A 20,901-nucleotide genomic window follows, 5' to 3' on the forward strand; every position below is an offset into this window, starting at 1 on the left:
TTCACAGTTGCTCCGGCAAGCGAAAGGTGCGCCACGTATCCACATCAAACGGGACAGGCGTGCGTTGGCTGGTCAGCAGGTAATTGACGCGCAGGCCGGCGAGGTCTGCCTTGAAAACCTGAGCATTTTGCCCACTGGCGGGTTCTCTCTGCAGCTGGTCCAGAAACCGGAACAGTGACCAAGCCCCTGTGTTCTTCTCGATTCCCAAGGGTCGCTGCTCGGTGCCTTTCTCCAGGACGAGACTGCTGCGCCCATTGTCTGCATCGGTGGGCCAACGGAACGCCACGGGCACGATGGGACCGTGGCGATATTCCAATTGCTGGTCACCCACGCGCAGAATCGCACGACTGATCGATGGGTCCAGGCTGTAGGGCGCCACGGTAAACCGCACAGATAACTCCTCCGTGTCCTCGGTAAAAAAACCGCGGCGTATGGCCTGGGTTTTTGTCAATTGCTCCAACAGCGAACGCGAAACCGGCAAGCTCTGGTCATCCAGCCCACGCAATCGGTAGCGAGTGCCGTCGACACTGATGAAAGGCCGCAGGTAGTTCTCATAAAAGCGCGCCATCACCCCTCGTGGCTTGAAGAACTCCTGAAAATCATGAAGGGCTACGTCATTGCTCGCGTTGGCATGGAACGGGTAACGTCGTCCAATTGCCTTGGCGTAAGGGCTACGCACATCGCTCTGATAGCGTTGGTTGACGTGCACATAGGCCTGCTCCAGCAAATGCCGCCAACTCTCGTCGGCCAGGCCCTCAAGCCAGCCGGCAACGGGTAGCGGCAGACGCGCAGCGGCATCACGCAGGCTACCCAGCACATCCTGCTGCCCCTCCATACGCTGCCGGGCACGCAGGAAGGCTGCCTGCTCGGGTGCGCTGTCACGGTTCAATGCCGTCAGTTGCAAGTGCAGTTCATCCAACTGACGCAAAGCCTGGGTCAGCTCTGCTCCGGGGTTGTTCTGCTCATCCAGCAATTGATGCAAAGGCTCGAATTTTTGTTGCAGCGCCCGCCGCGCAGCATCAGTCCCAGCCACCAGCGCCGCCTTGGCCACGTCTGCGGGATGTTGCACTGCTTTATCGAGCAGCTCATGACCTGGCAGCAAACGCGTGTTTTCACGCAACTGTTGCAACAACCGAATCAAAGGGGACTGGGCCGAAGTCAGGCTCATGAGCTGCTCGGCGTCCTGGCGTAGGCTGTCGGTCTCTTGCAGCGTGATACGGCCGAGAACATCGCTCCAGGCATCGGCATATTCACTGAAATAGCGCTGCTGCAATTGCGCCATCAGCCGACTCAGATCTTGATGGCCCAGGTCGGTACCCTCACCGAGCACCCAGTTATCCCGGGCAATGGTGTCAACCAACCGCGGGCCCTGCGTCTCAAAGTACTGCAGATACCTTTTGGTATAGAAACCCGGTACGGAGGGGGCGATACCAGCGAATACATTGCCTTCGGCCAAGCGCAAGGGTTCCAGGTCGCGGGCTTGTTCGCGCAGTACCCGATACACCACGTCGGCCAATGACTCGCCCCTCAGTGCTTCGCGAGCCTGAGCCACCCGTTCCTCGTTGAGCGGCACGACAAACGGACGCTCAAGCAGCCGCGCAAAGTGATCATTCAGGCGCTTTTGTGTCGACATGTCCCCGGCAAAACGCTCCGACCAGAGGCTCGCCATATGTTGTGCCAGCCAAGCAGTCTCACGGCGCTCGCGCAAGTTGAGCATCAAATACGCGCGCAGATTGTCCAATAGCCGGTCCCGATCTCCCAGGCTGGCATATACCTGCTCGTCCAGTTGGGCGGTTATCCAACGCAGCAATTGCTGGTGCAGTGCCTGCTCATAGGCGTGTTCGACACTGGGCCGACTCAGCTCGCCCTGATACAGCCCAACATGCTCGACCAGGCGCACATCTGCCGACCTGGGAAAAACCCGGGTCGCCGCCAGCCGCGCATCCAACAGCGCCAACAGCGCCGTGCTGTCATCGCTGGCTTGCGAGCCAAGTGGCGGGAGAGCTACCAGTGCCGCCAACTGCGCCAGTCGTTGATGGTTGACGGCATAACTGTGCCACCACAGCCCGCCGACACCGCCAATAACCAAGGCTACGGCCATCGCTTGCAACCCCTGGCGCCAACGGATTCGCTGTCGTTCCTCGGCCTGCAAGCCAGCGAGGTCGGCTTCGGCAAAGATTGCCTGGCTGAACAGGCCCTGCACAAATCGCGGGTGCCGGCCATCGGCGCAGGTCAGGAAAATCCCTCGCAGACCATTGATGGGTTGGTAGCGATGAGAGGAAAACGCCATTTCAGCGAACAGATTCACGCGTTCACCTATTCGTGCCACCTGCTGGGGGAATCCCAGCATCAGCCCCCGGCGCTCGACATTGCGCTCCTGGTGCAATCGCCCGATCAGCTCACTATTCAAGCGCTGTAACAATCGCTCGACCGCCCGGCGAACCTGCGTAGTGTCAGTATCCTCGACATGGGCGTCCAAGTGCTGCCCGAGCAAGCTGTCAGCACTCTCTGCGTGAGGCAGGTCGAAGAACTCAGCGAATCCCGACAACCGATCGGCCTGGGTCAAAACCAGGTAGATCGGCACATCCACATGCAACGTCTGCTGAATCTCCTGCAAACGTGAGTGCACACGGCGTGCGTGATGATCCAGGTCGTACTCGTTGATGCTCAACAACGTGTCGACCGACAGCGTCACCACTACACCATTCAGCGGACGCACTCGGCGCCGCCATCTGAGCAGATTGAGCAGGGTTGCCCAACCTGCGGCATCCACTGAGCTGTCAGGCTGGGTAAGGTAGCGCCCCGGCGTGTCGACGAGTATGCCTGCGGCGGCAAAGTACCATTCACAATGAGTGCTACTGCCCATTGGTCGCCCTTGGGCAGGGTCGAGCGCCAACGGCAAGCCGGCGGCAGCCAGTAACTGCGTTTTGCCACTGCCCGGCTCGCCGATCAACAGGTACCACGGCAGATCATGGCGCCACCGTGCGTTATGCACGCCATAATGGCTGGATGTTTTCAGCAGATGCACAGCGTTTTTGAATCGAACGCTTACCTGACGGCGCTCATCCTCGACCCACTTCAACGGCTGCTGACGCGGGGGCCTTTGGCGCCTGGTAGCACTACCAGTATCCGTAAGCGCTATCACCAGCCCCCACAGTAAAAACACGATGCTGATGGTAAGCAGGCGAGCAGTCGTCCCCTGCCAGATACGATAGTCATCCACTGCCAACAGCGGCCCTAAAAACCACACGAGTGCCGCACAGGAAAGCGCCAGCAGGAGGCTCCAAACCCAAACCCTGCCCAGCACGGCGCCCATCCTCTTGAAGAATGCGCTCATTCATTGCTCCAGCGTTTACAATGGCGTACGAATCAGGTCCGACGCCGAGAATTGAAGGGGTTGCAGTGCATTCGATCGCTCCTTGCTCAGTACCCAGGCAAATCCTGTATACAGAGCCAACAAACAGCTCAGGGTGAATGCCACACACCAGGTGACGGGAATGACACGGATCCGCTTGTGCGGGTCCTTCCCCTGTATGGCAGGCAGTAGCGGCGCCTTCAGCGGTTCCCCACGTACATGCCTGATCTGGCGATACAAGGCATCACGAACAGCCTCGAGTTGTGACGCGCCCCGCTCCATGACCCGGTATTTGCCCTCGAACCCCAAAGATAGACACAGGTACAAAAGCTCCAGCATCGCCAGGTGCTTGAGGGGGTCGCGCGACAGCCGCTCCAGCAGTTGGAAAACTTTTTCGCCCCCGAAGGTTTCGTTATGAAAGCGGCTCAACAGGCTCTTTTTCGACCACTCGCTCTGCGCCCCCCACGGAGTTATCAAGACCGCCTCGTCAATCACACTGCACAACACATAACGCGCCGATATTATCTGGCTGCTTTCCACGCCGCCCTGCAAAGCGTGGTTTTCAAATTGATTGACAGCCAACGACAACCGCTCGTTGAGCGTGTCCCAACTTTCACGGCCAGAGCAGCGCCTGAGCCCTACAACCTCGGACAATACCGCCCAGGCTGCGTCGACTATAGGGTTGAGCCCAACCTGGAAGCTTTGCGTATCGAGCCTGAGGCCGGCGTAGATCATCCGATCTTCCAACTGCTCATAACGCGGCGGCGACGGGAAGTCCGTTAATGGTCCTTGGGCAGGCCCATGACTTTCCCGGTCAAGCAAGACGGTTTTTTCATCTTGAGTGCATTCACTTTCCATGGCGTTCAATTCCTGATGGCCCAGAAGTCAAGTTCAAGCCCGGTGAACTCACCTCCTACGTGGAAAGCGAAACCACCTGACTGCTCCAGTTGTGCGATATCACGAGCGCTCATATCGAGCATGAAGTAGGTCTTGCCGGCGTGAAATGGAATCTGTCGCGGCGCCACTGGCAACGACGTGACCTTGATACCGGCCAAGTGCAGGTTGACCAATTCACGTATGCGCTCAACCGGCGCGACTTTCAGGTGTGCCGGCAGACGCTGGCGCAGTTCCTGCGCCTCACACTGCGCAGTGGCCGCCAAAATGAAGGTGGCCGTACCAAGCAATTTCAACTCGCTGACTGGGCATACCAGGACGCCATATTGGCGCGGCTGCAAAGCCAACTTGATCGCCTGTTGCTCCAACACCACAGACAGCACCAAGCGCACCTGCTCCATCAGCCCACGAAAACTGGCGCCCTGATTACCGTGTTGGTAATGAACGTTCAACTGCGCACGCTTACTGTCACTGGCGAACGTTGATAACTCACCGAGCAGCGACACCAGCGCACGGAACACTGCTTCGGGCCGCACCCGGGCCTGGCTCAGGCAGTGGCGCAGCTCCAGCTCGGTACGATTGATTACTTGCAGCATCAGGAAGTCAGCGATTTGTGTGCCTGCGTTCGTGCTCTCGCCACGAATACGTGCAGCGATGGCATCGCCCCTGCTGACAAGCAGGCCGATCACCTCCTTGAGACACGACGCCACGTACCCATGCTCCTGCACGAAAATGAACGTAGGGATGAACGCTGTATCCAGGTTCACTCCCCCCTCGTCGGTGGCGTCCAGTACCTGGGCAATCTTGAGTTTGACGAAGTGCTCGTCATGCGGGTGTTCGCCCAACAGAAGACGTAAGTCGGGACGTGCGCAGTTGATCCGGCAACGCGTATCCACACCCGCATTGGCATCTCCCACTTCCACTTCGCAGCTGACGTAGCGTGCCAGCACATCACTCTGTCCTGGCTGGCGAACTTCAAGGTGACTGCCACTGGCCAACGGGAGCGCCAGGAAAACGCCTTGTCTGCCCGTGTCGGTGGGTACCTGCAACACCAGAGGTTCCATGCCGGGGCTCAACTCAAACAGGCTACCGTCCGGCAAAACGCCGCTGGCCTGGTTGACCACCAGCTTGCCCAGCTTGAGGTACTGCAAATTGAGTTCCAGCGTGAGCAAGCCCCAGGTATCACTGCCCAACAAGCGCGTCTGGGTGAGTTGTTGATGATAATAACGGTCGTTGTGCTGCAAGTGCTGTGGCCGCAACAGCATGCCTTCTTGCCAGATAACTTTCTGAGCCTGCATGTCACTGCGCCTCCAGGCCGGCGAGTGAGCCAGCAACGCGTATACCGGTCTGATCCAATACCAGATCAGCACGGTTACGTTGTTGCACGGTCAGCGGGATCAGTAGCCGCCACTGGACATTGGGCAGGTCTCGATAAGCCGCCAGCACCCCCACGAAACGACTGTCAGGTCCGATACGAAGCTTGAGCTCCAGGCGGTCCCCAGGGCGCAATTCAAGTTCGTCGCTGTTTACCCAGTCCTTGGACAGCGTCTGCTGCGCATTGCCATACAGACCGAAGAAGTCGGCATGTTCAAAAGCGACGCCCTGGCGCAGTTCAATCAACTGCACCACAACTGGCGAGGGGCGGCCATGCAGATCCGGGTTGACGAGTTCACTGGCGGTCAGCGCCATGTCTAGCTTGGTCAGCTTAGAAAAAGGCGAGGCGGCGCTGCAACCTGTCAATAGCCCGAACATGAGCAACAGCAAAGCAAGGGTGACTCGGTACATGAGCATTATCCTGGAAAATCAATATGCAGGCTGGAGATCAGGCGCACCTGCTCCTCATAGGCCTTGGCGAAGTCGCCCCCCAAAGGACGATCATTCAATCGCTCTTGCGCCACCAGACGCTGGTAATGACGCTGGTACGCACGCCAATGCCCACCATCCGAGAAAAACCCGACCGACTTGCCCGAGGACTCGAAGCATCCCAACAGATAGCTGGGCTCAAAGGCCGCACGGGCGTTGCGCAAGGTGCTTCGACAGGCGGCCAACAGTGCGACCTGATGCGCTTGCAGTTCCCGGTGAGCCTGGGTGATAGCCCGTACAGCGGGCATCTGGCCTAACGCACTTATATCCAACATCGCAGCTACCGCAGCATCGATGTCGCTACACGCTTTCAAGGGATTAAGGCCCACACCATGGCTGCCGAACGGCGCTGTATCCAACTCGTTATTCAATTCGTCACGGGTGCGCAAACTTTGTTGCAACCCTTCGATCGTCAGGCGAAATAAGCGCGCCACCTTGATCGCCAGTGCTTGCCGACCCGGTTGATCGAGCGTATTCAGGTCCAGGCCCAAGGCTGCTGCAAATTGTGGCCAGAACTCGTCATCAGTCGGCACAGTCATCGCTGCCTGTACCGTAGCAACCTCTACCGCGGGTTCTTCCCGACGAGGGAAGACCACGTGCTCCCGGTCAGCCCCGTAGCGATCCGTCCACACTTGCTGCTCATCGGCGGACTCGTTCAATGCCTCCAGATCCTGCGAAAAGGCATGCATACGGCAATCAAGGTCCAACTGATGCGAAGGGCCCAGCGAGAGGAAGGCGTCTTCAGGGATCGTTACTGCCGAGGCGGCCTGCAAGCCGCCAGCAGGTTGCGGTGGCTCCAGCAAGCGCGCACGTATCGCCAACGCTCCCAGATCGAACACTTCGCCATCACTGATCAATCGCGCGTGCCCCTTGCGCAGGCGCTCATGACTCCCTGCCACCCTGATTCCGTTGCGGCTGATATCCGTGAGGAAATAGCGGCCCTCGCGGTAGGCGACCAGTCCATGGTGGCTGGAGAGCACGCGGCTGGCGTCAGGTATTACCCAATCACATTCCGAGCCGCGGCCGATCACGCCACCACTCACGTCAAAAACTTTGCGGTCCAGGGGCACGTTCTTTTCGCTCTCGGGCGCGCAGATCTCAAACACAAGCTGCATCTTCATGACCCTCCATTCAGCGGCCACGAGTGATCGCCTGTGGGTCACCCACAGGATGGTACTCAGCGTCATCGAATACATAGTTGGCGTTACAGCCACCCAGCAAAAACAGTACAAGCACGACGATGTGCCATGGACGATCAGGCATCGGCTTTCTCCCATAGTGAAAATAAGGTGCGTCATTCAGCGTTCTTCCCTGGCATCGCCAAAGGGAATGTTCAAGCGGGCAAGACGGTAGAGCAGCGTACGCCGGGCAACCCCTAGCTCCCGTGCCGTACGGGTGCGATTACCGCGATTCTTGTGCAGGCAATCGAGCAAAAACGTGCGCTCCACTCGTTCCATGCGCTGGCGCAGGGTCGCTTCATCGGTAGCGGCTGGCGTCAGTGTCATTGGCAGCGCCAGATGCTCCGGTCGGATCACGCTGTCGTCACACAACAGCACGGCGCGCTCCACCAGGCATTTGAGCTCGCGTATGTTGCCGGGGAAGCTGTGGCTGGAAAGTTGATCAAGGGCGGTATTCGACCAATCGACAGGTGACTTTTTCAGCGCTTCGCAAACCTTGTCCGTGAAATAGCGCGCCAGTTGCTGTACATCGCCGTCTCGCTCGCGCAGGGCCGGTAGAGTGATGGGGAACTGAGCAAGCCGATAATAGAGATCCTCGCGAAAGCGCCCCTCGGCAACCATCGCCGCGAGGTCGCGATGGGTGGCAGCAATGATGCGGACATCAACCTTATGGGCTGCACTGGCGCCCAGTGGGCGAACCTCGCCCTCCTGCAATACCCGCAGCAACTTGGCTTGCAGTGACAGCGGCATATCGCCGATCTCATCCAGCAGCAACGTACCGCCATGCGCAGCGTCGAACAGCCCCGCGTGATTGCGCTCGGCGCCAGTGAACGCGCCTTTTCGGTAGCCGAACAGTTCGCTTTCAAGCAACCCTTCCGGGAACGCTGCGCAGTTCTGCACGACAAAGGCCTTGGCCTTGCGCGGCCCGGCGGCATGGATGGCACGGGCCACCACTTCCTTGCCAGTGCCGGTCTCACCGTGCAGCAGCACGGTATAAGACGTGTGCAGCACTTTACTGATCAGCCGGCACGCCTGCTCCATTGCCGCACTGGTGCCAATCAAGCCATATGTTCCAGCCAACGGTTTGTAGCATCTGCGCTTTGTGCCAACGATGGGCTGGATATCGCGCAGTGCGAGTAACTGATTCAAGGCGAAGCTGCCCAAATGCCCCAAGGATGAGGCGTAGCCTCGCAACTGGACCGACTGCTGGCGGGCGAAGACCAGCACACCGGTCATACGTTTGCATCGGCTGAGCAGCGGCACGATCAATAGCGCACGCCAGGGTATCGCCATTGCCGGGAGGAAGCGGGTGTCATACCCACTGTCTTGCACATCCTCCAGACTCAGGACAGAGCCCTGGTTCAAGGTGTCGTGCAGCAGCCCTTGGTGGGGCTGATCGGGACACGCAGGCGCAACGGAGAGCGATGGTATCTGGGCCATATTTTGAGCGGTCAGTTCAAGCCGGCCGGTCACTTCGTCCAGCAGATACAATTGGCTGAGCTCACACTGGCTCAGCCGTGCCGCCCCGGTAACGCATCCTTCAAGTAACGAATGTTCATCGCGCTCGACCCCCAAGCGTGTGAAACAGGCAGACAGCGCGTCGACATAAACCAGCGGGTCGGCCTCTTTACCAAGCAGGTTATCGGTCATGGGCTGCACTCGTCGAAACACGCCAGGGCCAGCACTGTGTCGGTCTTGCCGACAGCGCGCCGATCAGTTGTTGCAGGTCCGCATTAGTCATGGTCATTAATCCCTGATGAATTGTGGGTCAGCGTGACCACGCCATCGGCCTGTTCATGCGCCAGCCAAGTGGTCCAGCCCAGGCGGCAAACTGTGTTCTCACCAATATGCAAGGCCTTGATCTGGCCCTGCGCCAACATCAGGCTCAGGTCGTAGTCCAAGGGGTCCCGCAGGGTCAGGCGCACCAGCGAACGCAGTGGTTGGTAGGCACTTCCGGTGGGCAGGAAATCGTGGAAACGCTCCCAGCACAGCGCCCGGACATGCACCCTGAACTTGCCACTGCGGTCAGCGATGCGGTGCCCCAGAACCAGGTCATCGCCAAGAGCACTATTGGCCCGCCCCAGATGATTGCGCTGCGTCTGGCAGACCTCGACCGTACGTGCAACCCATTGCTCTAGAAACAACGCCTCGTGCATGAAGTAGTAACGCAGGACCGACTCGATCAACGCCGCCGAATGCACCCGTAAACTCAGCAAGCCAAGGTAAGGCAGCAAGCGCTTGCAATCGACTTGGCAAACGCCCCGTATCGCAGCTGCGCCCAGCCCTATCAAGGCAAACATCTGCTCGGAAAACCTATCGTTGGCACCTGCCCGGAAACACGCCCGATAGCGGTACTTGCGCCAGATCGGCAGCATCAGCCGGTGCAGCCGATGGTGGAACAGGTCGAGTAAATCCCGAGTCGGGTTGCCACCCGAGCGCTCGGCGAATGCCTGCTCACCATAAAACGCGGGCAGTGGTGACCCCGCACCGAATAACCCCAACACATTCAGACGCAGGCGTGCGCGCAATTGGCCCTGTTCCATAAAGAACTCCACCCGGTCAATATCGTGCGCGGCAAACCCGAGACCAGGGTTGGCCTGGAATTCCAACTGGTCGTACAGCGCGTCGTCATCTAAAAGCGGATGGGCCTCGCGCAAATGCTCGATAACCTGCAGAACCGCCTGAAACAACGTGAACTCACGGATAACGCGACAAAGTTGAGTCAGAGCTGGGGTTGCTGTCCCATCTGGGATGGCCATAGATACACGTCTCCTTGTGTGCTGATGACCCGCAACTCGTGATACGAATTGAGGCTGGCATAAAGCGCAAAAAACTCATTTAGAACGCAAGCGAATACAAACAGGTCGCCCTGGCCAACAAAGCCCTGGGAATCGACCGTCAGATCGATCCGCACGCCTCGGATGGGCAGCCCGCGGTGCAGGCGATCCACTGGCTCTTGGCGGATGGAGAGCAAGGCGCCCAGTCTTTTCTGGCTGACCTTCAGCGCCTGGCGATCGTAATAACGCGACAAATCGTAGGACTCCAGAATCACTTTCAAGGCATTGATATCGGTCAACGACAAATAGTTGAGCGACATGTTGCTGATGAGCTTCCACAGATAGTCTTGGTCCAGTGGTGGTGCGAAGCTCGCCGTTGGCGCGGTGATGTTGCGGAACGTCAACGACTCCGGCGTCTGCTCACCGGGCAGATTGATATCACCCGCACGCAGTTGGCGCGGCAGGTTGCAATTAGTACAGGTCAGTTCGACCGACAAGGTCTCATGGCCCCGTTCGCGGCGGTTGCCAAACCCCATCCAGGTATCGAGCCCGGCATGTTGAACCGACGAGCGTTGGCGAATGCTGTAGCTGGGCGGTGCCGCCAGGGGCTCAGTGTCGCAGTCATGCTCAAACGACTCGAACGGCACGTAGGTTTGATAGCCCAAGCCACCGGGGCGCCACCCAGTGACCTGATCCACGGAAAAGACGCTGGCATTACCCGACGTATATTCCCCGGGCACCAAGAGGTACTCATCCTGCTTTCCATCCAGGCGAATAGGAATCGCATCCTGCTTGAACAGGTTGACGATAGGCGTGCAATACAACTTTATGTTGTCCAGGGTGGGACGCTGAGGTTCACGGCCGTAAGTGCGATGTTCAAAGCGCATTACCATGCCATGCGCCTGCCGGAGCAGCTCGTGAGACAGCGTGTGCAGCACACTCAGACCTTCAACGTCGACAAACAGGTACTTCTCGGGAAAAGCAAAGTACTCCTGCAGGTGTCGATAACCCCCCAGGGCATTCTGCGGATAAGGAATCAACGCCTGCTCCTTGGAGAATCCCACCGGCCGAACCTGGTCAGCAGCAAGCCGTAGCATCACGGGCATGCCATCGCTGGCGATGATCGGCATACCGTCGTGATCCAGTAACAGCAGGCAGATCCCATCGAGATGACGCAACAGGTTCAGATACAGGCCCTGACTGACATAAGGATCTCCGGCCAGGTGCAAGCGCAGTGAATCAAATGCCAACTCGCTGAAGTTACCTGCGACACTCATGCTCAGGTGCAAATCCAGACGGGCCCCTTCGCCCTGGCTCCGGTATTCCAGGCCACTGAGTTGCAGGGGCATGACATCGGTGGCGTAGCATGTACGGAACCGGCAACGCTCGCCGTGGATGGTGGCGCTTTCCACGGCGGTGTCCCGACCCACTCGAACACCGGGACCAGCGCGTTTCAACGGATCGAATTGCAGGATGCTGAAGGCCGGTATCGGCCGCATGTAATGAGGCCAGAGCAAGTGCATCAACGAATGCGTCAACTCCGGCAGTTCGTCATCCAGCTTCTGGCGCAGGCGCGCGGTCAAAAAGGCAAAACCCTCCAGCAAGCGTTCGACATCCGGGTCCTGACCAGCCTCGACGAGAAACGGCGCCAGGGCGGGATTGCGCTCTGAAAAACGCCTGCCCAGTTGGCGCAGGGCACTGAGTTCGCTTTGAAAATATCGGTCAAGCGTCATCGGTAAAAACCTCAACCCGCCCGGCATCCGTGAGGCGGGCGTGGAACACCACGGGCTGCAGGATGCCGTCAATGGCCCGCTCAGCCTCGATGGCAAACGCCAACTCCAGGGATTCACGCGCCCCCGGCAACAGCCTGACACGTGCATTCGTCAACCGCGGTTCATAGGCCTGGATAAAGCGCTCGATATGTAGACGCGACTGGCTCAAGGACTCATGCAAGCTAAGCCGCATGTCATTGAGGTCCGGCAGCCCATAATCAGGCAATGTCTTGACACTGCCCGCGCGAGTGCTGAGCATTTTCCCCAGATGGGCAGCAATGGATGCCGCCCCGCCCTCCGGGGGCGACGCACCGCATTCGAGGCGTTCGAAAAGGCTGCCGTGCTCTGGCATGCCGTAGCCTCTGCTCATTCTTTATCCAGCTTACCGACCAGGGACAAAGTGAAATCTGCCCCCATGTACTTGAAATGCGGGCGCACAGTCAGATTGACCCGGTACCAGCCAGGTTCGCCATCGACATCACTGACGACAATGCGTGCAGCTCGCAACGGGCGCCGCCCACGTACCTCGGCACTAGGATTTTCCTGGTCCGCCACGTACTGGCGAATCCACTTGTTGAGTTCCAGCTCCAGGTCTGTGCGCTCTTTCCATGCGCCCAACTGCTCGCGCTGCAGCACTTTGAGGTAGTGCGCCAAGCGGTTGACTACCATCATGTAAGGCAATTGGGTGCCCAGGCGGTAATTCAGCTCTGCGGCCCTGCCCTCCTCACTGATACCAAAGGATTTTGGCTTCTGCACGGAGCTGGCGGAAAAGAACGCCGCGTTATCGCTGCCTTTGCGCATGGTCAAGGCGATGAAACCTTCTTGTGCCAACTCGTATTCGCGTCGGTCCGATACCAGCACCTCGGTAGGGATTTTGGTTTCGATCTCGCCCATGCTCTGGAAGTGATGCAGCGGGAGGTCCTCGACCGCTCCGCCGCTTTGCGGGCCGATAATGTTCGGGCACCAGCGAAATCGCGCAAAGCTGTCGGTCAGGCGGGTGGCAAAGGCATACGCGGTATTGCCCCACAAGTAATGCTCGTGGCTATTAACCACATTCTCCTGGTAGGCAAAGGTCTTGACTGGATACTCAAGGGGGTCATACGGGGTACGCAACAGAAAGCGCGGTACGGTAAGGCCCATATAACGGGCGTCTTCGCTCTGCCGGAAACTTTGCCACTTGGCAAATTGCGGACCTTCGAAATGATCTCGCAGATCCTTCAGGTCCGGCAGCCCGGTGAAACTTTCCAAACCGAAGAACCCGGGCCCGGCAGCGGCGATAAAAGGCGCATGGGCCATGCTGGCGACGCTGGATGCGTACTGCATCAGCTTCACATCAGGTGCGTTGGGCGAGAGAAAGTAGTTGGCAATGATTGCGCCCACCGGCTGTCCGCCGAACTGGCCGTATTCAGCACTGTAGACATGTTTGTAAAGCCCGGACTGGGTGATCTCCGATGAGTCTTCGAAGTCGTCCAGGAGGTCCTGGCGCGAGACATTCAAGAGCTCGATCTTGATGTTTTCGCGAAAATTGGTGCGCTCGACCAGCAACTGCAAGCCTCGCCATGAAGCCTCCAGTGCCTGGAAGTCCGGATGGTGCAGGATTTCATCCATTTGCTGGCTGAGCTTGGTATCGATCTCGGCAATCATGCGGTCGACCAGGTGTTTCTTTACCGGCTCATCACAGTTATGTGGCTTCACCAGCTCTGCAATGAACGCCGACACGCCGCGCTTGGCGATGCCGTAAGCCTCGTCGTCGGCACTGAGCAAGGTCTGGGCAATGATGTTATCGAGGATGCTGCAGGTTTCGGTGGTTTGTACGAGTTTCGAGCTGTGTTCAATCGTGTTCATGGTGTCAGTGTCCCTTTACTGAAACGGCAATGCTTGAGGGCTGTCCAGCCCCAGTTCGGCCAGGACTCGAGCGCGGGAGTCGTCATTGGCCAATGCCTGCTCGATAGCCTTGCGAAAGTTCGGCGTGTTCCCCAGCGGCCCCTTGAGCGCCACCAGGGCTTCACGCAATGCCATCAGCTTTTGCAACGCCGGGATCTGCTCGACCAGGTTTGCGGGGTTGAAGTCCCTCATGACGTTGATCTGCACCTGGATCGGCAACTCCTCCACATCAGCGGTATCCTGCAGGCGATTGGGTACGCTCAGCGTCAGGCTCAAGGCTTGCTTGGCCAACACCTCGTCAAAGGTGTGCTTGTCGATACCGATGGGCTTGCGATCCTCGAGTTTGCGTGGGTCCGCACGCTGGGAAAAATCTCCCAGCACCAGCAGCTTCAACGGCAGCTCGACTTCTTCCTGGGCCCCACCGACAGCGGGTTTGAAAGTAATATTGATACGTTCCTTGGGGGCTACCGAACCGTCTTTGGCCATGGTGCTTTTCCTTTTTGATGAGGCGCTATTCAAGTACTGCTTCAAGATCGAAATGGCACAACCTGCGATGCAGTGCGTCTTTGCAGTCGCATATGGGCTGGGTTTGTGGCAACAGCTCATAGCAGCGATACAGAAGCTTGCCGACTTGCAAGGTCAGCGCCGGCTCCCAACTTTCCAGGCCTGTGCGCTGTAATTGAAGGTCGAGTTCTTCCAGCTGAAGCCTGGCCAGCTCATGCTTGCCAGCCGCCACGCACAACCTGGCCAGCGCCAGGCGCCAATGAAAGCGCGCTCGATCACCGCACGCCGCCTGCAGCCCTTGCTTGAGTACGGCCACTGCTGCCTTGAGGCCGTCCTTTCGCAGGCAAGGCATCACCGCTTGCAATGTGGTCTCCCAGGGCTGCGTGTGACTGTCGGCGACAACATGGGAGGGCTCGGGCTTGTGCACGTGACGCATCACATGCAGCGCGATCCACTCACCTGTCGCAGGGTCGGCAAAGGGGGTGCCGTCGTTGAACCGATATTCAGGCAGGTGCGGCAGGCGCTGCAGCAGCAGAGCCAAATGCATCTCCAGTTCAGTCATGGCCAGGTTTGCATGCAAGGCGTCCAGGCACTCCCAGACCATGCGCAAACCATCCAACCAGAACAACGCACCCGCCAGGCTTACCTCAAGCTCAGGCAACAGATCGGCGTAATGGCCTTGGCTGAGACGTTCTTGATAGCGCTTGCGCTTGTCCGCGACCAACGGGCGCAACGCCGTTACTCGCTCACTGTTGGCGTCGGGATAATTGACGAGCATCAACCACGCCAAGGTTCGACCCAGGCGCAAGGCACGCAGGTCGGTTGCGTTCTGGCGCAACCACCAGGCACATAACGGGCGGGCCTGCTCCTGTAAAGTGCGCAGCAGTCTGTGCGCGTCTTTTTCGTTATTGATCGGTTGCCCGGGACTCAGCAACTGGGTCGTCTGCTTGACCTGGGCAATGACGGTCGCTACACCGCCAGGTTCGGACACACCCTGCGCCAAGCGCTCCGACAACTGCCGGCGAATCGGCAGCAGCAAAGGTGCATCGCTTCCAAGTTGTTCTCCCCATAGCTGGTCGAGACATGCCAGGTGTTCCAACAGGGCCTGGAATAACGGCCGTTGATCGCTGAGCGACGGGTTGAGTGCAAATGCTTGCTCAAGGCGCGACACCAGCCAGCCAAACGCCGCAGCGCGGGTTCGTAGCTTGCCAGGGTAAACCTGCTCCCAATGGAGTTCACACAGGTCACGCAGCAAACCGAGACCGGCCAGCAATCCAGCAAATGAATCACGTTGATACAGGGCCCAGACCAACCAGACGGCGACGCGTAGATCCTTGGAGTGATCACGCAGCAAATGCTCGCTGATTTCGCTGACCTTCTGCCAATCCGGCTGGCCCGCAACATGGATAGACTGGGCTTTGCCAAGCTCGGCCTCCAGCGCTTCAAACTCGCTCGAAAAACGCACGTCACTACCAACAAAACTGCTTGAGCAACATGCTGTCCGTGCAAGCTTGCGGTAATGAACATAAAGTTCTTCTGAATAAGCCATTTTGAGTTGCACACATCCGTCCGAGGTAAATAGGAGGACTTAACGCCATTGTCGAAACGCCCTTGAACTTCCATTAAAAACTCATCGAAGTGAGTGAACCTTAGCCACGACAAAAACAATCAGCAAGTAACGGAACGGAACTTAAGAAACGTCCTACACACCCAACAAATAAAGGAATGCGCAACTATTTGCGCACCTCTTCATCGAAAAATCCACGCTTTATCTCCGACAGCCGCGCATTTACAACTTATAGGGCATGAGCAACTAAGTGCGCGCAGGCGTGAAACTAATAGCGCTGAAATCCACCTACCGCTCGACAATAAGCTCTCAACAAACGAACACAGAGCCGCCTTGGTCTTTATTTCATTGGTTTTCATACTTTCAGGCACGCTTCTTGTTATAGGCCTCTGCCCCTTCAGCGCTTTTGCTGTTCGGCAATACCTACTCAATCAGGCAAGGAAACCCGTCATGCCAACACCCGCGTATCTCTCCATCACCGGTGTCAAACAAGGTTTGATTACGGCAGGCACATTTACTCAGGACTCGGTAGGCAGCATTTATCAGGAAGGTCATGAGGACCAGATACTGGTACAAGCATTTGCTCACCAGGTGATCATTCCTCGCGACCCGCAATCCGGCCAGCCAACCGGTCAGCGCGTGCACAAACCGCTGATGATCAGCAAGGTTTTCGATAAATCCTCACCCTTGTTGTTCAGCGCCCTGACTACCGGCGAAGAAGTGTCCTGCCGGCTGGAATGGCTGCGCAACTCTTCCTCCGGGACCCTGGAGCACTACTTCACCATTGAACTGGAAGGCGCGACCATCGTGGACATCCAATCGCGCATGCCCAACTGCCAGGACCCCGACAACGCCCACTTCACCCATCTGGAGGACGTGCACTTCAGCTATCGCAAGATCATCTGGACTCACGAGGTCGCCGGGACGTCCGGTTCGGACGACTGGCGCAGTCCAGTGGCCGGCGGCTAAGCAGGGCGATAGGGCCCCGCTAACGAGGTGCCGAGTAATGGGGCAAGAGCGTTTTGCTTGATTTGCCGCTTTTGCAAAGTGAGCCGCCGTCATTGCGGAACCCTAGGTGGCCGTTACCTGAGTAACGGATATGTACGCGGTCTGATCTGACATCTGGTCGGCTATCAGGCCGCCTTCGCGAGCAAGCACGCAGTTTTGTTATCCTGGCGCTCCCGCCCACACGGATGCGCGCGTATGCACATCGACCCGGCCTTCATCCTTCACCAGACCGAGCACTGGCAGCTCAACCACCACCTGGCGTCGAAGCTGCCGGGCTACCTGATGCTTGGTGCCAAGGTACCGGTTGACTCCCTCGCTGACATGCCAGAAGCCGCACTGGCCGAAATGGGCCGTTTGCTCGCCAACATCCAACGAGTGATGCAAGCCCAGCTCCAGCCGAAGTGGCTATATATCAGCCGCTACGGACATATGCCGGGTTTCCCGCTGCACTTTCACTTCATTCCTGTCTATGACTGGGTGGAGCGAGCGTTCTGGCAGGACGAACGCTACCGCTCGCTGTACGCTTTCGGTACGCCGCCCCTCGAACCCCTGACCGATGGCGCTGAACTGACCCTGTTTGTATGGCGAGAGTTTGGCGAGAGCCTAACCCCGCCGCAGGTTCAAGGGCCAGGGGTGGCGCAGGTGATCGAGCAATTGCGCGCTGCATTCAAGCGGGACTCATAACCCGCAGCCGCTTCACCATCGGCACACACGCCAGCACCAACCCGGACGGAGAGCGATACACCGCCTGCTCATCGCCTACATACCCGCACGCGCTATAAAAACTTACCGCGTTCAAGGTCGCATCCAGCACAACCTGTTCAATCGCTTGCTGGCGTGCCACGCCTTCCAGATGAGCAAGCATTGCCTTGCCAAGGCCTTGCCCCATGTAAGCGGGCAATACAAACAAGGCCCCTATTTCACCGTCGGCAAGATCGAGCATACCGGTGGCGACAGGCTCGTCATTCAGCCAGCCCATGTAAAACTGTTTTTCCATCAACACGCTGTAGCCATCGCTGGCGTGACCTCGGGTCCAGAGCGCCATTTGCTCAGCGCTGTAGGCGCCAATGCATTGGCCGCGAATGGCCTCGCGTCGAATCTCGAACGCACGCTCGGCGTCATCCGGCGTGGCACGTTTTATCTCCAGCATCGCAAGCTCCTTCCATGACCTCAAACTGCCACTAGCCCATTTGTGCTAATCGACCCCACCCCACGGCGGCGCTATATTCCGCGGCACTTCCAACGTTCTCATCCACACCGCGCACTCAGTGCGCGCGGGTTCTTTGCGCGTTGGAAAAACCAAAACAACCCCAAGGAAGAAGCACCATGAAACTCCACTCCCCTGTCACTCGTCTTGCCCTGCTGGGCGCCTTGATCATCGGCGTCGCCGGTTGCAGCAATATCAAGCCCACCGAAGATCATCTCAAGAAGCTCTCGGAAACCAATCTGGGCGAGCCGGTAAAACGTATTTCCAATGTGCGCAGCGACTCCATGACCACCTACTACGTCGCTAACACAGCCTCCGGCGAGTACAACTGCTCCGTGCCCAGCGGTGCGAGCGGCGGCGCGTTCGCGATTGCCAGCTTCGGCCTGATGAAGCCCGCGGCCTACTGCATGCCCAAGGGCGCCAAAGGCAATGGGTTGACGCCGTTCATGCAGTAATTTTTTCCTGACTGAGCTCACGCAGGGTGCCGCGCAGCTCCGCAGGGCGTACCGGTTTGGAGAGGATAGCGATCTGCCGATCATGCAACGCGGCCTGGATTTTCTCCACATCGTGCCCGGTGAGGATCAGCGCTGGCACCGCCCAGCCGCGTTGTTCGCGTAGCTGGTCGATGCATTCAATGCCGGTGGCATGGTTGCCCAGATCGTAGTCGGCAACGATGATGTCGCAGTCGCTGACCAAGCCCTGCCCCGTGGACTCGGCCTGCACCTCGCACCCCCAGCGCTCGAGCAAAGCTTGGGTGGCGAGCAGCACGTTGTAGTCATCCTCCACCAGGCACACTTTCAGACCGCTGAGCAGACCGGCCTGGCGAGCATCGTCACGCACTGCCGGTCGACGCGGCGCGGTGGCCAGGGCCAGGCCATGCAGACTCACTGAGGTGCCATGGCCCACCCGCGAACGCAGGCTCACCTGCAACCCCATCAACTGCCCCAGGCGCTTGACGATGGACAGCCCAAGGCCCACGCCTTCAACGTCCTTGTCACGCAGTTGGCGCACGCGATAAAACTCTTCGAAGACCTTTGACAGATGCTCCCTGGCAATGCCCCGCCCCTGGTCGTGCACCTCCACCACCAAGCCGTTATCGCGAACACGCACACCGATCAGCACTGGTCGTTGCGCGCCGTATTTGAAGCAATTGGAGAGCAGGTTCTGCACCATCGTTGCCAACATGGCCGGGTCGACCAGCACCCAGTGAGCGCAGGCGCGCAAGCGCAACTGCACTCCAGCCCAACGCGCAGCCTCGGCGTTCTGGCGCACCAGGTCGGCGAGAAAGTCACCCAGGTGAATCACTTGGTATTTGGGCAACAGGCGTCCGTTGTCGAGGGTGTAAAGGTCGAGAATCGAACGAAACAATTGCGACACGTTAAGCAAAGAGCGGTCGATATTGTCCACCAGGCGCTGTTCGTCCTCCCCCAAGCGGGCTTCGCGCAAGCAGGCGGTGAACAGGCCGATGGAGTGGATCGGCTGGCGCAGGTCATGGCTGGCCTGGGCAAGAAAGCGCGACTTTTCCAGGTTGGCGGCGATGGCTTGCTCGGAAGCCTTGCGTGTGCGCTCCAACAGGATATGGGCGTACACCGGGATCACTGTGCTGGTGATCATCAGCATCAGCATCATGAAGGGTTGCGCCTGCCACAGCGGCGTGAGTTGGTACACGATCAACAGCGCCAGCAACGCCAGCCCCGTCGCGATTGCCAGGTAGCGCGAACCGTAGCGCATGCCGTTGCCCAGGTTCACCCAGACCATCACCGCATACAGCGGCAATGCCGCCTCACCGCCCATCACCAGGCCGAACGAAGTGCCCGTGTAGTCGTGGATCATGCCGAAGATCCGCCGCGCCGGATAATGCCCGGGCCAGCGTGCGATCACCTGGCGCAACACGATGGATGCCAGCAGGAACAGCAAGATATACAGGATCACCGGCAGATAGGTGTCCAACGACTGCCCAGGCAAAAAGCCCAGCACGCCGATGTAAACGATAGCGATGCTGGCCACTACGATGCGCAGATTAGCCTGATCGAGTTCGGAGTTAGTCTCGGGGCTCATCGTCATATCCTTGACCTATCATCTGTAGGAGCGAGCTTGCTCGCGAAAAACGTCAACGATAACGCGTTTGACCTGGGAATACGCGGTGCCGGTGCGTGCTTCGCGAGCAAGCTCGCTCCTACACCGAGGGTAAATAAAGTAGCATGCCTCGACACAACCTGGCCCCAGGAAGGAGCTCACCATGACCGGCCGGATCATCATCGCCGACGACCACCCCATGTTTCGCGAAGGCATGGCGCGCACCGTGCAACGCTTGCTGCCCGACGCCCAGGTGCAAGAGGCCGGCGACCTGGCCACGGTGAATACGTTGCTGCGCGAGGCGGGCGAGGTCGATACCCTGATCCTCGATTTGCGCTTTCCCGGCCTGACCTGCATCAGCCAACTGGCCGAACTGCGCCAGCAACTGCGACGCACCACCTTGGTGGTGGTGTCGATGGTCGACGACCCTGCGCTGATCGAACAAGTCATGGCCTTGGGCGTCGACGGTTTTATCGGCAAGAACATCGCCCCGGATGAGATCGGCCAGGCGCTGCTGGCGATACGCGCCGGCGAAGTGCTGGTCAAGTTCGCGCCGTCGGGCCTGCTGCCGCTGGACACTCATACCCTTACCACCCGCCAGCAGGAAGTGTTGCGCCTGATTGCCCAGGGCAAGACCAACAAGGAAATCGCCAAGGCCCTGGATATCTCGCCGTTTACCGTGCGCATTCATGTGTCGTCCCTGCTGCGCAGTCTGAAGGTACCGTCGCGGGCGGCGGCGGCGGTGAAGTACTCCGGAGAGCTCTAAGCTGTTTGTAGGAGCGAGCTTACTCGCGAGAAAACCACAGGCGCCGCGTT

The 20,901-nt window shown here is 58.7% G+C and carries 19 protein-coding genes; 4 read left to right on the forward strand and 15 right to left on the reverse strand.

The genetic code is table 11. The annotated features are described in order from the left end of the window. Position 1 precedes the first annotated feature (1 nt). The 13 genes from tssM to tssA form a co-directional block, all read right to left on the reverse strand. Entirely contained in the window at positions 2-3,337 is a 3,336-nt protein-coding gene (gene tssM, locus GIV26_RS09210; RefSeq protein ID WP_236280181.1) for a type VI secretion system membrane subunit TssM, read from the reverse strand. 15 nt (positions 3,338-3,352) lie between these two features. Next, positions 3,353-4,213, reverse strand: a complete 861-nt coding sequence (gene icmH / locus GIV26_RS09215; protein ID WP_236280183.1) for a type IVB secretion system protein IcmH/DotU — start codon at positions 4,211-4,213, stop codon at positions 3,353-3,355. A 5-nt stretch (positions 4,214-4,218) separates the two neighbouring features. Continuing rightward, the gene (gene tssK, locus GIV26_RS09220) at positions 4,219-5,547 is read right to left on the reverse strand and encodes a type VI secretion system baseplate subunit TssK (protein WP_236280186.1); all 1,329 of its coding nucleotides are present in this window, start codon (positions 5,545-5,547) and stop codon (positions 4,219-4,221) included. 1 nt (position 5,548) lies between these two features. Then, positions 5,549-6,034, reverse strand: coding sequence for a type VI secretion system lipoprotein TssJ (gene tssJ / locus GIV26_RS09225; protein WP_198862091.1), 486 nt, complete (start codon positions 6,032-6,034; stop codon positions 5,549-5,551). 5 nt (positions 6,035-6,039) lie between these two features. Next, positions 6,040-7,233, reverse strand: coding sequence for a type VI secretion system-associated FHA domain protein TagH (tagH, locus tag GIV26_RS09230; RefSeq protein WP_236280188.1), 1,194 nt, complete (start codon positions 7,231-7,233; stop codon positions 6,040-6,042). Positions 7,234-7,243: 10 nt separating this feature from the next. Continuing rightward, on the reverse strand, positions 7,244-7,375 hold the full coding sequence (locus GIV26_RS09235; protein WP_034126102.1) for a hypothetical protein: 132 nt from the start codon (positions 7,373-7,375) through the stop codon (positions 7,244-7,246). Between the two features lie 35 nt (positions 7,376-7,410). Beyond that, entirely contained in the window at positions 7,411-8,940 is a 1,530-nt protein-coding gene (locus GIV26_RS09240) for a sigma-54-dependent Fis family transcriptional regulator (protein ID WP_236280190.1), read from the reverse strand. 83 nt (positions 8,941-9,023) lie between these two features. Next, complete coding sequence (tssG, locus tag GIV26_RS09245; RefSeq protein WP_236280192.1) at positions 9,024-10,049, reverse strand: type VI secretion system baseplate subunit TssG; 1,026 nt, start codon at positions 10,047-10,049, stop codon at positions 9,024-9,026. After that, the gene (tssF, locus tag GIV26_RS09250) at positions 10,013-11,800 is read right to left on the reverse strand and encodes a type VI secretion system baseplate subunit TssF (protein WP_236280194.1); all 1,788 of its coding nucleotides are present in this window, start codon (positions 11,798-11,800) and stop codon (positions 10,013-10,015) included. The genes tssG and tssF overlap by 37 nt, the downstream gene beginning before the upstream one ends. After that, the gene (gene tssE, locus GIV26_RS09255; protein WP_054898539.1) at positions 11,790-12,191 is read right to left on the reverse strand and encodes a type VI secretion system baseplate subunit TssE; all 402 of its coding nucleotides are present in this window, start codon (positions 12,189-12,191) and stop codon (positions 11,790-11,792) included. Before tssE ends, tssF begins: the two co-directional genes overlap by 11 nt. A 14-nt stretch (positions 12,192-12,205) precedes the next feature. Beyond that, the gene (gene tssC / locus GIV26_RS09260) at positions 12,206-13,684 is read right to left on the reverse strand and encodes a type VI secretion system contractile sheath large subunit (RefSeq protein ID WP_096144286.1); all 1,479 of its coding nucleotides are present in this window, start codon (positions 13,682-13,684) and stop codon (positions 12,206-12,208) included. A gap of 15 nt (positions 13,685-13,699) precedes the next feature. Then, entirely contained in the window at positions 13,700-14,209 is a 510-nt protein-coding gene (tssB, locus tag GIV26_RS09265; protein ID WP_034126107.1) for a type VI secretion system contractile sheath small subunit, read from the reverse strand. 25 nt (positions 14,210-14,234) lie between these two features. Continuing rightward, entirely contained in the window at positions 14,235-15,776 is a 1,542-nt protein-coding gene (gene tssA, locus GIV26_RS09270; protein WP_236280204.1) for a type VI secretion system protein TssA, read from the reverse strand. A gap of 468 nt (positions 15,777-16,244) precedes the next feature. Here tssA and GIV26_RS09275 point away from each other — a divergent pair, with 468 nt between their 5' ends. Further along, positions 16,245-16,763 (forward strand): Hcp family type VI secretion system effector, encoded by a 519-nt coding sequence (locus GIV26_RS09275; RefSeq protein ID WP_034126109.1) that lies wholly within the window; start codon positions 16,245-16,247, stop codon positions 16,761-16,763. A 234-nt stretch (positions 16,764-16,997) separates the two neighbouring features. Further along, positions 16,998-17,486: an HIT family protein gene (locus tag GIV26_RS09280; RefSeq protein WP_236280206.1), complete on the forward strand. Its 489-nt coding sequence runs from the start codon at positions 16,998-17,000 to the stop codon at positions 17,484-17,486. Here the strand turns inward: GIV26_RS09280 and GIV26_RS09285 are convergent. After that, positions 17,470-17,952 (reverse strand): GNAT family N-acetyltransferase, encoded by a 483-nt coding sequence (locus GIV26_RS09285; protein ID WP_054917124.1) that lies wholly within the window; start codon positions 17,950-17,952, stop codon positions 17,470-17,472. The two genes, GIV26_RS09280 and GIV26_RS09285, sit on opposite strands and share 17 nt — an antisense overlap. Before the next feature lie 176 nt (positions 17,953-18,128). Between GIV26_RS09285 and GIV26_RS09290 the strand changes: the two genes are divergently transcribed. Next, a complete protein-coding gene (locus tag GIV26_RS09290) occupies positions 18,129-18,464 on the forward strand; it encodes a hypothetical protein (RefSeq protein WP_044273082.1) in 336 nt (111 codons plus the stop codon). On the opposite strand, the gene GIV26_RS09295 is transcribed toward GIV26_RS09290, so the two are convergent. Beyond that, on the reverse strand, positions 18,454-20,067 hold the full coding sequence (locus GIV26_RS09295) for an ATP-binding response regulator (RefSeq protein WP_060764842.1): 1,614 nt from the start codon (positions 20,065-20,067) through the stop codon (positions 18,454-18,456). The genes GIV26_RS09290 and GIV26_RS09295 overlap by 11 nt on opposite strands. A 181-nt stretch (positions 20,068-20,248) precedes the next feature. On the opposite strand from GIV26_RS09295, the gene GIV26_RS09300 reads away from it, so the two are divergent. After that, positions 20,249-20,851, forward strand: coding sequence for a LuxR C-terminal-related transcriptional regulator (locus GIV26_RS09300; protein WP_034126113.1), 603 nt, complete (start codon positions 20,249-20,251; stop codon positions 20,849-20,851). The last annotated feature ends 50 nt before the right edge of the window (positions 20,852-20,901 follow it).

The organism is Pseudomonas sp. PA-1-3F, from assembly GCF_021609665.1.
Classification (GTDB): Bacteria; Pseudomonadota; Gammaproteobacteria; order Pseudomonadales; family Pseudomonadaceae; genus Aquipseudomonas; species Aquipseudomonas paracarnis.

Bases quoted from the DNA above. Each gene is read 5' to 3' on its own strand.
- GIV26_RS09275 (WP_034126109.1), top strand. From the start codon at position 16,245: ATGCCAACACCCGCGTATCTCTCCATCACCGGTGTCAAACAAGGTTTG.
- tssM (WP_236280181.1), bottom strand. From the start codon at position 3,337: ATGAGCGCATTCTTCAAGAGGATGGGCGCCGTGCTGGGCAGGGTTTGG.
- tssC (WP_096144286.1), bottom strand. From the start codon at position 13,684: ATGAACACGATTGAACACAGCTCGAAACTCGTACAAACCACCGAAACC.
- tssF (WP_236280194.1), bottom strand. From the start codon at position 11,800: ATGACGCTTGACCGATATTTTCAAAGCGAACTCAGTGCCCTGCGCCAA.
- GIV26_RS09235 (WP_034126102.1), bottom strand. From the start codon at position 7,375: ATGCCTGATCGTCCATGGCACATCGTCGTGCTTGTACTGTTTTTGCTG.
- tssG (WP_236280192.1), bottom strand. From the start codon at position 10,049: ATGGCCATCCCAGATGGGACAGCAACCCCAGCTCTGACTCAACTTTGT.
- GIV26_RS09280 (WP_236280206.1), top strand. From the start codon at position 16,998: ATGCACATCGACCCGGCCTTCATCCTTCACCAGACCGAGCACTGGCAG.
- GIV26_RS09300 (WP_034126113.1), top strand. From the start codon at position 20,249: ATGACCGGCCGGATCATCATCGCCGACGACCACCCCATGTTTCGCGAA.
- GIV26_RS09240 (WP_236280190.1), bottom strand. From the start codon at position 8,940: ATGACCGATAACCTGCTTGGTAAAGAGGCCGACCCGCTGGTTTATGTC.
- GIV26_RS09285 (WP_054917124.1), bottom strand. From the start codon at position 17,952: ATGCTGGAGATAAAACGTGCCACGCCGGATGACGCCGAGCGTGCGTTC.
- tssE (WP_054898539.1), bottom strand. From the start codon at position 12,191: ATGCCAGAGCACGGCAGCCTTTTCGAACGCCTCGAATGCGGTGCGTCG.
- tagH (WP_236280188.1), bottom strand. From the start codon at position 7,233: ATGAAGATGCAGCTTGTGTTTGAGATCTGCGCGCCCGAGAGCGAAAAG.
- tssJ (WP_198862091.1), bottom strand. From the start codon at position 6,034: ATGTACCGAGTCACCCTTGCTTTGCTGTTGCTCATGTTCGGGCTATTG.
- icmH (WP_236280183.1), bottom strand. From the start codon at position 4,213: ATGGAAAGTGAATGCACTCAAGATGAAAAAACCGTCTTGCTTGACCGG.
- tssA (WP_236280204.1), bottom strand. From the start codon at position 15,776: ATGGCTTATTCAGAAGAACTTTATGTTCATTACCGCAAGCTTGCACGG.
- tssK (WP_236280186.1), bottom strand. From the start codon at position 5,547: ATGCAGGCTCAGAAAGTTATCTGGCAAGAAGGCATGCTGTTGCGGCCA.
- tssB (WP_034126107.1), bottom strand. From the start codon at position 14,209: ATGGCCAAAGACGGTTCGGTAGCCCCCAAGGAACGTATCAATATTACT.
- GIV26_RS09290 (WP_044273082.1), top strand. From the start codon at position 18,129: ATGAAACTCCACTCCCCTGTCACTCGTCTTGCCCTGCTGGGCGCCTTG.
- GIV26_RS09295 (WP_060764842.1), bottom strand. From the start codon at position 20,067: ATGAGCCCCGAGACTAACTCCGAACTCGATCAGGCTAATCTGCGCATC.